The sequence below is a fragment of the Pseudoalteromonas fenneropenaei genome, assembly GCF_042643375.1.
In the GTDB taxonomy this organism is placed as follows: domain Bacteria; phylum Pseudomonadota; class Gammaproteobacteria; order Enterobacterales; family Alteromonadaceae; genus Pseudoalteromonas; species Pseudoalteromonas fenneropenaei.
This window is the reverse complement of sequence record NZ_JBHRSD010000023.1, coordinates 56,107-68,197: the sequence shown is the minus strand read 5'-3', so window position 1 is coordinate 68,197 and position 12,091 is coordinate 56,107. Positions and strand designations below refer to the sequence as shown.

At 45.7% G+C, this 12,091-nt stretch carries 12 protein-coding genes; 10 read left to right on the top strand and 2 right to left on the bottom strand.

Annotated elements, in window-relative coordinates:
* Nucleotides 1-43: 43 nt before the first annotated feature.
* Entirely contained in the window at nucleotides 44-556 is a 513-nt protein-coding gene (locus ACFOEE_RS13570; RefSeq protein ID WP_377125142.1) for a glycine cleavage system protein R, read from the bottom strand.
* 277 nt (nucleotides 557-833) lie between these two features.
* Between ACFOEE_RS13570 and ACFOEE_RS13565 the strand changes: the two genes are divergently transcribed.
* The 10 genes from ACFOEE_RS13565 to ACFOEE_RS13520 all read left to right on the top strand — a co-directional run bounded on the left by ACFOEE_RS13565 (nucleotide 834) and on the right by ACFOEE_RS13520 (nucleotide 11,691).
* Nucleotides 834-3,068, top strand: a complete 2,235-nt coding sequence (locus tag ACFOEE_RS13565; protein WP_377125140.1) for an ABC transporter permease subunit — start codon at nucleotides 834-836, stop codon at nucleotides 3,066-3,068.
* Between the two features lie 14 nt (nucleotides 3,069-3,082).
* Nucleotides 3,083-4,735: a phosphate ABC transporter permease PstA gene (pstA, locus tag ACFOEE_RS13560; protein ID WP_377125138.1), complete on the top strand. Its 1,653-nt coding sequence runs from the start codon at nucleotides 3,083-3,085 to the stop codon at nucleotides 4,733-4,735.
* Nucleotides 4,736-4,763: 28 nt separating this feature from the next.
* Nucleotides 4,764-5,591, top strand: coding sequence for a phosphate ABC transporter ATP-binding protein PstB (gene pstB / locus ACFOEE_RS13555; RefSeq protein ID WP_377125136.1), 828 nt, complete (start codon nucleotides 4,764-4,766; stop codon nucleotides 5,589-5,591).
* Nucleotides 5,592-5,632: 41 nt separating this feature from the next.
* Nucleotides 5,633-6,334, top strand: a complete 702-nt coding sequence (gene phoU, locus ACFOEE_RS13550) for a phosphate signaling complex protein PhoU (protein WP_377125134.1) — start codon at nucleotides 5,633-5,635, stop codon at nucleotides 6,332-6,334.
* A gap of 140 nt (nucleotides 6,335-6,474) precedes the next feature.
* A complete protein-coding gene (locus ACFOEE_RS13545) occupies nucleotides 6,475-7,152 on the top strand; it encodes a TIGR00153 family protein (RefSeq protein ID WP_377125132.1) in 678 nt (225 codons plus the stop codon).
* Between the two features lie 38 nt (nucleotides 7,153-7,190).
* On the top strand, nucleotides 7,191-8,459 hold the full coding sequence (locus tag ACFOEE_RS13540; RefSeq protein ID WP_377125130.1) for an inorganic phosphate transporter: 1,269 nt from the start codon (nucleotides 7,191-7,193) through the stop codon (nucleotides 8,457-8,459).
* 142 nt (nucleotides 8,460-8,601) lie between these two features.
* Entirely contained in the window at nucleotides 8,602-9,510 is a 909-nt protein-coding gene (locus tag ACFOEE_RS13535; RefSeq protein WP_377125128.1) for a hydrogen peroxide-inducible genes activator, read from the top strand.
* A 133-nt stretch (nucleotides 9,511-9,643) separates the two neighbouring features.
* A complete protein-coding gene (locus ACFOEE_RS13530) occupies nucleotides 9,644-10,180 on the top strand; it encodes an RNA polymerase sigma factor (RefSeq protein ID WP_377125126.1) in 537 nt (178 codons plus the stop codon).
* The gene (locus tag ACFOEE_RS13525; protein ID WP_377125124.1) at nucleotides 10,173-10,784 is read left to right on the top strand and encodes a hypothetical protein; all 612 of its coding nucleotides are present in this window, start codon (nucleotides 10,173-10,175) and stop codon (nucleotides 10,782-10,784) included. Before ACFOEE_RS13530 ends, ACFOEE_RS13525 begins: the two co-directional genes overlap by 8 nt.
* A gap of 1 nt (nucleotide 10,785) precedes the next feature.
* Nucleotides 10,786-11,691 (top strand): hypothetical protein, encoded by a 906-nt coding sequence (locus tag ACFOEE_RS13520; RefSeq protein WP_377125122.1) that lies wholly within the window; start codon nucleotides 10,786-10,788, stop codon nucleotides 11,689-11,691.
* A 117-nt stretch (nucleotides 11,692-11,808) separates the two neighbouring features.
* On the opposite strand, the gene ACFOEE_RS13515 is transcribed toward ACFOEE_RS13520, so the two are convergent.
* Nucleotides 11,809-12,006: a hypothetical protein gene (locus ACFOEE_RS13515; protein ID WP_377125120.1), complete on the bottom strand. Its 198-nt coding sequence runs from the start codon at nucleotides 12,004-12,006 to the stop codon at nucleotides 11,809-11,811.
* Nucleotides 12,007-12,091 lie beyond the last annotated feature (85 nt).

The following is a 12,091-nucleotide window of genomic DNA, read 5'->3' as shown; positions in this document are numbered from 1 at the left end:
GTGACAAACGCGGGTACTAACCGCGTTTGTGCTCGTTTTTACCCTAAACTTGTTCTTCCACATCCACAATCAGGTCACTGGTAATGTTTTCAAGCGCGTCGATAACTGCATCTTTATTCATACCTGGGGGTAAAGTGACGGTTGCCATGGCGCTGAAGATGGGCACGCCCCAATTAGGTGCGCTGCGTTGTTTGGAACTCAGTTGTGTAATATTGGCGCCTTTATGGCGGATCACAGAAGCAAGCTCCTGCACTATTCCTGGTCTGTCGTTACCTGTGATCACCAGATTTAAACGCTCTAGCTCTTGGCCTAACTGAACGTCTTGCTCTCCAGCTTCTACCCTGATCTCAAGGTCACTTAACTGCCCTAATGCGGTTTGTAGTCCTTGTAGATGCTCTTCGGCGACCTCCACCTGCACAATCCCAGCAAAGTGACCTGCCAAATGGCTAAGGTTACTTGTAAGCCAGTTACCGTGCTGATGCAAAATGACCGTGGAAATTTCTTCCACCAGCCCAGGGCGGTCCTTCCCTATGATGGTTAAAACTAACTGCTTCATGATGCGTGTCTCTATTTAATTATTATTCGTGGCCTTGATGAGTATGGAGGCCAGCAGATTGCGTACTTAGCGCCTTTTCAGTATTAGCATGAGACGGCACTTTGTCCAATTTATTTAAGGGCTTAATGTAGAAAAAGTGCAAATAAAATGCGACAAAATTGAATATTTATTTAGTGAAGAAAAAGGGACGAAGAAAGCGTATAAAACCTCGCTTGTAACATAACTGTCATCTTGGTGAAATATAATGGCCGCAGTTTTCATAGAATAGGGTGTTTTGATGACTTCCAATCCGCTTAAACCGTCTTTTACAACGGATAGAAGCCGTCTAATCAAAGACCGCTTTGCCCAGTACGGCATTTCTGCTGGTGGGTTGCTTGTGTTGGTGGCCTTGTTGTTGATCTTTTTCTACTTACTCTATGTGGTTGAGCCGATTTTCGAATCAGCGAAAGTGGAAAAGCGCAGTGAGATCAGTTTGACGGATGCGACTCAGTACGTTGGTATTGGTATTGAAGAGCAGACCGAAGTTGCTTATTTGCTATCTAACCAAGGTAGGGTTGACTTTTATGCGGTCGCCGGCAAAGAGCAAGGCAAACTATTGCAGTCGGTGGAAGCTAAGTTTGATGGCAAAATCACGAGCTTCGCAAAATCAGCACCGCATCAAGGATTGTTTGCTTATGGTCTAGATAATGGTCAGGTGCAAATTGTTAAACCGGCTTTTTTGGTGACTTTCCCAAATAACAAACGTGTGTTGACGCCGACCTTACGTTATCCATTGGCGGAACAAGCGCTGGTGGTTGATGATAGCGCTAATGCCATCAATAAGTTGGCGTTCACGCTAACTGAAGAGCGTGCCGCAGTGGTTGCGCAAACTGCCGATAAGCGCGTGGTCTTAGCTGCGTTCACGCAAGAAGAGAACATGTTCAGCGGTGAAGTTGAATGGTTGGCGGAGCGCACTGAGCTTAGTATTGATGGTCGAGTTGATGAGCTTGTCATTAGTCCAGATGGTAGTCGTACTTTTGTGCGCTCAGCTAACCAGATTTATATTTTCAATAGCCGTGATGTCAGTGACGTTGAATTACTACAAGTGCTCGCTGCTAACGAAGAAAATGCTAATTTGGTGTCGATGTCGTTATTAGCGGGTGCAAACTCTTTGATGATAGCCAATGATAATGGCGAAGTGTCACAGTGGTTTGAAGTAAATGGTGATGAAGGACGTCAGTTTACTAAAGCACGTGCATTTGAAAGCAGTAAAAAAGCTAAGATTGCCATTAACAGTGAGTTCTATCGCCGTACTTTCTTTACTACGACCAACAAAGGTGAACTGGGCGTGTATTACACCACCAGTCAAGCACACTTGTGGCAAGGTAAAGTCAGTGAAGGTGCGATTACTCAGTTTGCGGTTGCTCCGCGCGCGAATGCAGCGGTATTAATTGCCGACGACAGCTTAAAAGTATTCACTATCCATAATGAGCACCCAGAAGTGACTTGGTCTGCGCTATGGCAAGAAGTCTGGTATGAGGGTTACCCAGAGCCTGATTACATTTGGCAGTCGACCTCAGCCAGCGATGATTTCGAATCTAAATTCTCATTAGTGCCAATTTCATTCGGCACCATTAAAGCGGCGATGTACGCGATGCTGTTTGCTGTGCCGATAGCGCTATCAGCGGCCATTTACACGGCCTATTTTATGTCCAGTGAATTACGTCGCGTAGTTAAACCTACCGTTGAAATCATGGAAGCTTTGCCGACAGTTATTTTAGGTTTCTTAGCGGGTTTGTGGTTAGCACCATTAATTGAAGAAAATCTACCGGCGATAGTGGCGATTCTACTCTTGCTGCCTTTGGGGATCTTGGCAACTGCATTTGCTTGGACCAAATTGCCTGAAAACTTGCGCCATGTTGTACCAGAAGGCTGGCACTCGATTGTACTTATTCCTGTGGTGTTGTTTATCGGTTGGATGTCATTTGCAATGAGCGAGACACTCGAGTTTTGGTTGTTTGGTGGTAATGTGCGCTTGTATTTAACCAACGAACTAGGTCTTACTTTTGACCAACGTAACTCCTTGGTAGTGGGTATTGCAATGGGCTTTGCGGTTATCCCGACGATTTTCTCAATTGCTGAGGACGCGGTCTTCAGCGTGCCTAAGCACCTCTCTAATGGCTCATTGGCATTAGGAGCAACACAGTGGCAAACCCTAGTCCGAGTAGTGTTACTAACAGCTAGCCCAGGTATTTTCTCAGCAGTGATGATGGGCCTTGGGCGCGCTGTGGGTGAGACCATGATAGTGCTTATGGCAACGGGTAACACGCCGATTATGGATTGGAGTATTTTCCAAGGTATGCGTACGTTGGCCGCTAACATTGCGGTTGAAATGCCGGAATCAGAGGTGGGCAGTTCGCACTACCGTATCCTCTTTCTTGCGGCCTTCGTACTATTCGTCTTCACGTTTATCTTCAACACAGTCGCTGAGTTTGTGCGTCAGCAACTGCGTGAAAAATACAGCTCAATGTAATGGAGTGACATGACATGGTAAAGCAGTGGTTTAAGTCAGGCTCTCCTTGGATTTGGATGACAGGTGGCGCGGTCAGCATCAGCTTAATTTCGGTCCTTGGGCTACTTATTATGATTGCCTGGCGTGGTTTATCGTTTTTCTGGCCATCACAAGTGGTTGAAATTCAGATCAACGACAATAACGGCAGCAAGCACACAGTGATCGGTGAAGTGTATGACCGAGAGCTGGTGCCGACCAGCCGTTTGCAAGCAGCGGGCATTGAACTGGGTGATTATCAGGCAGAGCACGTTGAGCGTTTATTGGTAAAAACTGGTAACCGCGAATACGTGGAACTGGATTTCCGTTGGGTATTAACCACCGATATCGCTTCGTTTAACGTGCCAAAAGCCTTGGCTGTGTTTGAACGTAGCAAAAACGGTAACTTTTATGGTTACGTTGAGCGTGTTATTGCCGATGGCAAAGTTGTCACCGACCAGCCGATTGAGACGTTACACGAATTGGTCGCGCGTGCGGTAGATTTAAACGACAAAGCGCTTGATTTGCAAAACGGTGATATTGGTCATATTAACTATGAACTTGAGCGTTTGCGCTTAAAAGAGCGTGGCTATTTGTTAGATGAAGCGCTCACTGATGAGCGCGTCGCAGAACTGGCGGCAGCACGTGCATCACTACGCGAGCAGTATAAAGCGCTAGAGCAGCAGTTATTTGAACTGCGTAAAGCGGCTAAGCGCGATGAAGTAGTAGTGCGTGATATGCGTGGTGAAGAAGTCACTTTACCGTTATACCAAGTACTTGACGTGTGGTTCCCAAATGACATGAGCTTTATGCAAAAGCTAGGTCATTATGTGGTCCAGTTAGGCAAGTTTGTCAGCGACGACCCGCGTGAAGCCAATACTGAAGGTGGGGTATTCCCAGCGATTTTTGGTACAGTGTTTATGGTGCTGTTAATGGCGGTGATTGTGACGCCTTTTGGTGTCGTAGCCGCGATTTACTTGCACGAGTATGCAGCGAAAAACGCCATCACGAAAATGATCCGCATCGCGGTCATTAACCTTGCGGGTGTACCGTCTATCGTTTACGGGGTGTTCGGTTTAGGTTTCTTCGTCTATATGTTAGGTGGTTCAATTGATGAATTGTTCTATCCAGAAGCGGCACCAAGTCCAGTCTTTGGTACACCTGGGGTGATTTGGTCGGCACTTACTTTAGCTATCCTAACTCTGCCTGTGGTCATTGTATCAACAGAAGAAGGTTTATCGCGTATTCCAAGTGCGGTGCGTCATGGCTCATTGGCGCTGGGTGCGACTAAGGCAGAAACCTTATGGCGTATCGTCGTACCGATGGCAAGCCCTGCGATTATGACAGGTTTAATTTTAGCCGTTGCCCGTGCCGCGGGTGAGGTTGCTCCTTTGATGCTGGTGGGCGTGGTCAAAATGGCGCCTACGCTACCTATTGATGGTAACTTCCCATTTGTGCATTTAGACCGTAAATTTATGCACTTAGGTTTCCACATTTACGATGTGGGATTCCAAAGTCCAAACGTTGAAGCGGCGCGTCCGCTGGTTTATGCCACTGCATTCCTATTAGTAGCAGTGATTGTGGCACTCAATATTACAGCTATCGGGATCCGCAATCACTTGCGTGAAAAATTCCGTGCTCTAGAACACTAAGCGTAAAGTATTTAAGTAGGTATTCAGAATGATTACAGTAGCGCCTCATGTGAATCAAGCCAACGGTCAGACAAAGCTTGATTTAGAGAATTTAAGTCCTGAGCTGACTGCATTAGAGATCAAAAACTTAGATCTTTACTATGGTGATAAACAGGCACTGAAAAGCATCAATATGAAGATCCCGAAAGGCCAAGTGACGGCATTTATCGGGCCATCTGGTTGCGGTAAATCGACTTTGTTGCGTTGTATCAACCGTATGAATGATTTGGTTGATAGTTGCCGTGTCGAAGGTGAAATCAACCTGCATGGCGAAAACATTTACGACAAGCGCGTTGATGTTGCGGCCTTGCGTCGTAGCGTTGGGATGGTATTCCAACGTCCTAACCCATTCCCTAAGTCTATTTATGAGAATGTGGTGTATGGCCTGCGTTTACAAGGGATCAAAGACAAACGTAAGCTTGATGAAGTGGTGGAAAAGTCACTGCGCGGTGCTGCGCTGTGGGACGAAGTTAAAGACCGTCTACATGACAGTGCGTTTGGTTTATCGGGTGGTCAACAACAACGTTTAGTGATTGCCCGTTCTATAGCGATTGAGCCTGAAGTGCTATTATTAGATGAGCCAACTTCAGCACTTGATCCTATTTCGACTTTGGTTATCGAAGAGCTGATCAACGATTTAAAAAATAAATACACAGTCGTGATAGTGACACACAACATGCAACAGGCTGCGCGTGTGTCAGATCAAACTGCGTTTATGTATATGGGTGAACTGATTGAATATTCAGACACCAATACGCTATTTACGACACCAGTGAAAAAGAAAACTGAAGACTATATCACTGGTCGTTACGGTTAAACCATTCAGCCTGAAAAGTACAATCAGTAAGGGGTTGGAAAATGGAACACAATATCAATAAACACATTTCTGGGCGCTTTAACGAAGAGCTGGAAAATGTTCGTAACCATGTACTCAGTATGGGTGGCTTGGTTGAGCAGCAACTGAACTTAGCATTGGATGCTATCGTTGGTAATGACGCAGAAAAAGCGCGTCGGGTTGCTGAAAACGATTATCGCGTCAACGCCATGGAAGTGAGCATTGACGAAGAATGTACGCGCATTATTGCCAAGCGTCAGCCAGCGGCCAGTGACTTGCGTCTGGTGGTGGCGATTGCAAAAACCATCGCAGACCTCGAGCGTATTGGCGATGAGTCGGAGCGCATTGCCAAAGTGGCACTCGATTCATTCACCAAAGATCAGCAAGATTTGTTGGTGAATGTTGAGAATATGGGGCGTCAGGTATCGAAAATGCTGCATGACGTACTGGATTCATTCGCTCGGATGGATGCCCGCCGTGCGTTCGAAGTGCATAAAGAAGACGTTAAAATTGACCGCGAATACGAGGCATTAACCCGTCAAATAATGACTTATATGATGGAAGACCCGCGTTCAATCCCAAAAATCATGGATTTGATCTGGTCAGTACGCTCTTTGGAACGTATTGGTGATCGCTGCCAAAACATTGCTGAATATGTCATTTATTTTGTTAATGGCAAAGATATTCGTCATACATCTCAAGAAGATATCGAAAAGTTTTTGTGATGTTATGAAGGCCTGCGCGAAATCAAAACAGCTTATTTCGCGCAGTGTAGGCTAAAGCGCCTAAGAAAAAGCGTTCAAATTCCGGTTGAATGCTGTAAAATTCATGCTGCAAGCATATAAATATGATTTAAGGGTCAGTTATGCCGACAAATGCGTTTTTAGGAGTATTTGCTAAGTCTCCTATTAAACCAATCGAAGAGCATATCAAAATTGTGCACCAGGCGTCAGAAACCTTAGTGCCATTTTTTGAACATGTCTTCAAAGGTGAATGGAAAGAAGCTTCTGAATTACATCAGACGATTCGAAACCTAGAACGCGAAGCCGATGAGCTCAAACGCGTCGTCCGCCTACAACTTCCACGTGGCTTATTCATGCCAGTTGAGCGTACGGATCTGCTCGACCTTATTACCCATCAGGATAAAATTGCCAACAAAGCGAAAGACATCGCAGGCCGTGTTATTGGTCGCGAAATGGTGATCCCAGAGTCTATCCAAGGTGATTTTCTCGACTACGTAAAACGTTGTGTTGATGCAACTAAAATGGCATCAGAAGCTATCAACGAACTCGACGAGCTACTTGAAACGGGCTTCCGTGGCCGTGAAGTAACCTTCGTAGAGAAAATGTTGGTGGAACTAGATGCAATCGAGCAAGACACAGACGATATGCAAATCGTAATCCGCCGTGAACTTCAAACCATTGAAGCTCAATTGAACCCCATCGATGCGATGTTCTTGTACAAGATCATCGAATGGGTTGGTACGCTGGCCGATCAGGCTGAGCGTGTGGGATCAAGATTAGAGATGATGTTAGCTCGCTAACATCAGGCAGTTCTTTTAAAAAAGGTTAAGGTTATACAATGGATATCATTGCATCCTATGGCTCTGTGCTGGTCATCATCGCCGCAGTGGTTGGTTTCTTTATGGCGTACGGCATTGGCGCGAACGACGTGGCTAATGCGATGGGAACCTCGGTAGGTTCTAAAGCGCTGACAATTAAACAAGCGATTATTATCGCGATGATCTTTGAATTTGCGGGTGCTTACCTTGCCGGTGGGCAAGTAACATCGACAATTCGCAGCGGTATCATCAGTTCGACACCGTTTATCGATGTGCCAGAATTGATGGTCTTGGGGATGATCTCCGCACTATTTGCCGCTGGAGTCTGGTTGCTATTGGCCTCTTATTTAGGTTGGCCAGTCTCAACGACTCACTCTATCATCGGTGCGATTATTGGTTTCGCGTTGGTGGCAGTTGGCAGCGACGCGGTACAATGGGACAAAGTAACCGGTATCGTCGGTAGCTGGATCATTACCCCAGCTATCTCCGGATTTATTGCTTATCTCATCTTTATGAGTGCGCAAAAGCTGATTTTTGATACTGATGCACCACTGCAAAACGCCAAACGCTTCGTTCCTATTTACATGGGCTTAGCTGGCTTTGTAATGGCGTTAGTGACCATCAAGAAAGGCTTAAAACACGTAGGCTTACAAATGGGCACTACGGAGGGCTTTTTACTGGCGGTAGCTATTGCTGTAGTTGTAGCATTGGTTGGTAAATTCGCTATTAGCCGTTTGAAGATCGATCCGTCTTCTACCAAGAAAGCACAGTTCCAAAACGTGGAAAAAGTATTCGCGGTATTAATGGTTTTAACTGCCTGTTGTATGGCCTTTGCCCATGGTTCAAACGACGTTGCTAACGCCATTGGTCCATTGGCTGCGGTAGTGAGTATTGTTGAGCACAATGGTGAAATTGCTAAGAAAGCTGAGCTGGCTTGGTGGATCTTACCTTTAGGCGGCGTAGGTATCGTAGTTGGTCTTGCAGTACTTGGTAAGCGTGTGATCAAGACAATTGGTGAAGGTATCACTCACTTAACACCAAGCCGAGGTTTTGCTGCTGAATTAGCTGCGGCGTCAACGGTTGTTATTGCATCAGGTACTGGCTTACCTATCTCTACTACACAAACCTTAGTGGGTGCGGTATTAGGGGTTGGTATGGCACGTGGTATCGCGGCGCTGAATATGGCGGTGATCCGAAATATTGTGGTTTCTTGGGTAATTACCTTGCCAGTTGGTGCTGCACTATCTATTGTTATATTCTACGTACTACGCACTGTATTTGGCGTATAAAGGTTTTGGCGGTTAAAGCTTGACTACCTTACCCACGCACTGGCAAGCTGTTGCTAGGTGTTGGGGTTAAACAGACTTTTAGCTTGAAAAGATCTCAGCACCTTTGGTGCTGGGGTCTTTTTATTTGAGGTGCGAAAAATTTGTGAATAACCTTCCAAGTATCAAACAATTACAATATCTACTCGCGGTGCATCAGCACCAGCATTTTGGTAAAGCAGCAACTGCCTGTTTTATCGGCCAGTCGACGCTCAGTAGCGCCATTCAAAATCTTGAAGAGATCTTAGGTTGTCAGCTGATTGAGCGCGAGAACCGTAGCTTAATGTTTACCGATGTGGGCGAAGAAGTAGTGGTACGGGCGCGTAAAATTATTGATGATACCATGAGCATCAAAGAGCTCACTCGCAGTTACAAGCACCCACTGAGCGGGAAGCTCACCTTAGGGGTGATCCCGACCATCGCCAGTTTTATTGCGGCACCCCTCTATCAATATTGCAAAGAAGTGTTTCCTGATCTGAAATTCATTCTGGTTGAAGACACCAGTGATAACCTGCTAGATAAACTAGAACATGGTCATGTCGATATGGCTATGTTGGCTTTACCTTACCATACTGAACGTTTTCATACCCAAATCCTTGCTCATGATCGCTTCTCGCTAGTGCACCATAAAGACTACGATGCAGCCAAAGCTGTGGTCGATTTTAATGAGCTACCAGAACACAGTGTGTTTTTGCTAGAGCGTGAGCATTGCATGACAGGGCATGCGTTAAGTGCTTGTCATTTAAATCGTAGTGAGTGTATTAACCCGTTTGAAGCGGCCAATCTTCATACTCTGCTGAGCATGGTGGAATATCAAAATGGCGTGACATTTTTGCCACAAATGGCGATTAATGCGGGGATTTTGGCTGGTAAAAACATGGTGGTAAGACCCTCGCAAGGGGATGCCTATCGTGACATTGGTTTGATCTGGCGTAAAACCACAGGACGGATCCGTGATTTCCGTTTGTTCAGTGATAAGGTCTGTGACTTTGTTCAGGCTCGCTGCGCCGCGTAAGCTATAATGCGGTCGGTACGCAGTGCTGGCCGCTCATATTCAAGCGCAATGTAAAAAGTTGCGATATTTTTTATTTTCCCACCAAACTATTTTTAGCAAAGTCACGACTAACTAAGAAAAATGAAGGGCAATCGTGATTTTTTCATCTGAAGCGGCACTCATCCGCAAGGCACAACAAGGCGATAAACAAGCTTGGCTGGCATTGGTGAAGCGCCATGAAAGCATAGTGTTTAATCATTGCCTGCGTTTGGTTGGCAATCGCGACGACGCGTGCGACTTAATGCAGGAAGTGTTCGTCAGCGTATTTAAAGCGCTGCCACAGTTTGCTGGTGATTGCCAATTTAAAACTTGGCTATTTCGCCTCACACATGCCCGGTGCGTTGACCACTTTCGTAAACGTAAACCAACTACTGGACTTGAAGAAGCGCCGGAAGCTCATGTGCAAGGTGAAGAAGAGGCATTGTTAACGCAGTTAGACAATCAACAAGTGCACCAAGCTCTACAGGCGCTCACCCATGAACAGCGTCAGGTAATAGAACTGAAGTTTTTTCAACATTTTACTTTTGAGGAAATTGCCCAAATGTGCGACCTCTCAGTGAACACGGTGAAAACCCGTTTATATAGTGCATTGAAAAAAATGAAAGGGCAGTTGGAGGTGATCCATGGTTGATTTAGAGCGCTTATTTATGAAATGGCTGGAGCAGCAGCCGCTTAGCCAAACTGAGCTGGCTGCACTTCAAGCGAACCCTGACTATGCACAAATGATGGAAGAAGCGCAAAACTGGCAGGCCATGAGCGCAGAGTTTAAACCAGAGCCTGTGCCAGAGTGGGACCGTGAGGCAACGTTTATTCCGCCAGTGTCAGCGCGCAACACACAAACTTGGTTACCTCTGGCAATAGCGGCAAGTGTTGCTGCTGTGGCGCTCACTTCGAGTGTTATGGTGTGGCAGCAAAATCAGAGTTTGATGACGCAATTGACCGCACAACAAACGCTTCTGCAAGCACAGCAGACTCGTTTGGATACTTTAATGAATGCTCGTCAGACACAACAAAGCACGCAGAATCAGCAACTGCTGGAAGCCGTGCAGCATGTGTTATCGACCAGCAGGCAAGAGCGCAAAGAAGATATGTCGAGCTTGTTGGCTTATTTACAAACCCAGCGCGCGCAAGATCAAGCGCTATTAAAACTACAATTGAACGATTTGGCCGAGCAGGTTGAGCAGCAGCCGATGACAAGCTTAGCCAACAATATGACCAAGCTAGAGGAGCAGTAACATGACCTTCCAACGTACCGCAGCCATTTTGGCTATCTCGTTAGCTTTGCCATTATTGGCACAGGCGAAAGCGAAGAGTGACAACATTGATATGGAGCAAATGAGCCGTGATGTGGGCATTTTTGAAAATGTGTTAGAGAGTTCACTGCGCCATGATACCGGTAAATCTGTCAAGCAGATTAATGGCTATTACCTGCAAAACCAAGGCGTGGTATTTGAGCTCAGTGTGCGCTCTTCGAGCAAAACTTGGTTTAGTGCCTTTAAGCATAGCAATGATGTAACCAATTTTATTCAAGTCGACCCAGAAAATTTTGAAGTGATCTCTGAGCAGTTTAGCGAATTTGGTGAAGGCTTTGCTGAGGCGTCTCGTGAAGCATACCGTGCCGCTTTAGATGCGGTGCGTGAGAAAGCAGAACAAGTCCGTGAAGTTGCAGAGCAAGAGCGTGAAGTGCAGCGTGATATTCGTGATTTAGAACGAGAGAAACGCGACTTGAGCTTCAACCAAAGGCTGCAAGAAAAGGACCAACAGGCGGAATTGCAAAATCGCATTAAGGAGTTAGAAGCGAAAATTACTCAATTACAAAGCCAGCAAAAAGCCCTGAATGGTGAGCAGCAATCAATACGTAAGCGCTTAGAAGAGCAAAAGGCGATGCAAGAGAAACAGCAGCAAGCGGCACAGCAAGCCATTCAGTCGACTCTAGACAAGGTTCTGAGTCAGTCATTATGTGATTATGGTGCAGGACTTAAGAGCTTACCTAAAGATCAATATATTAGCTTTGTGATCCGCGGTGTAATAGATGATAAGCGTGTGGTCCAAGTGTATAGCAAAGAAGATGTACAAGATTGCGTGAGCGGTAAGCTCAAAGCAGAGCAGTTGCTGGCTAAAGCACAAAACTATCAGTTTTAAAAAGACTGAGTTTTAAAGAGAGTCAACTCTAAAGATGCTTGGTACTAAAACACTGTAGTGATAAAACCAACGGGGCGTTTTGACGCCCCGTTACTCTTTTTTGCCGACAACACGCAGCTATGACTGCTTAAATTGGGGTGACTCGGACAGGTCGGGCAAAAACAATAAGTAGACCCAAACCACCAAGTTGAAGTAAGGGACAAAGCCTAAAAAAGTAAACAGCTTGACAGGATATCCCTTCACATGGGCATTTTTATAGCATTGAAGGGCGATAAACAAATTCGCAATTAATAAAAATGACAGCAGAGCAAACATAGTAAACCTCCTATAAGTCCATTAAAAGCTCACTAATACAAGCACTTGGATAAAGTTTCATAAACTTCGATTGCTTATCGCTGTT